1 protein-coding gene is annotated in these 509 nt (G+C 74.1%); it reads left to right on the top strand.

Annotation, left to right across the window (positions count from 1 at the left end; translation table 11 throughout):
* Nucleotides 1-188: 188 nt before the first annotated feature.
* Nucleotides 189-509: hypothetical protein (locus LPA54_RS36675; protein WP_228984824.1), on the top strand; the 321-nt coding region annotated here is incomplete at its 3' end.

Here is a 509-nt window from a genome sequence, read left to right as displayed (position 1 = left end):
GAGTCCGACGGCATCATTGCTTCGTTTGTGTGCGAGTCCTAGGGTGTGGCGGGCTCAGTAGTCGCACCGTCACCACCCGTCGTGGTCCTCCTCCGGCGTGACGTCGCCGCCCCGACGCCGCGCCGCCGAGGGATCCGGCGTGCCCTCAGTCCGTGCAGTGCCCTGTCGCACCGAGGAAGGCCACGGTCATGCCGCACCCGCACGTGTCTCCCGCCGCAGCTCCCACCCGCCCCGTCCGTCCGGTCGTCAGCCGCCGCCGTCTCCTGGAGTCCGGCGCCGCCGTGCTCGGCGCCCTCGCCCTGTCCGCCCCGTCCGGCGCCGCGCACGCGGCGGGCCCGCGCCCGCAGTCCGACGACGGACCCCCGGAGTGGAACGACTTCGGCGTCTTCCGCCTCGGCACCGAACCTCCGCACACCACCCTCATGCCGTACAGGGGCATCCCGCAGGCGCTCGCCGCCGACCGCACCCGCTCGCCGTACCGGCTGGACCTCGACGGCACCTGGAAGTTC

Source organism: Streptomyces sp. DH12, from assembly GCF_020873895.1.
Lineage (GTDB): Bacteria > Actinomycetota > Actinomycetes > Streptomycetales > Streptomycetaceae > Streptomyces.
Note: the sequence above shows the minus strand (reverse complement) of the source record. Positions and strands in the feature narration are given on the sequence as shown.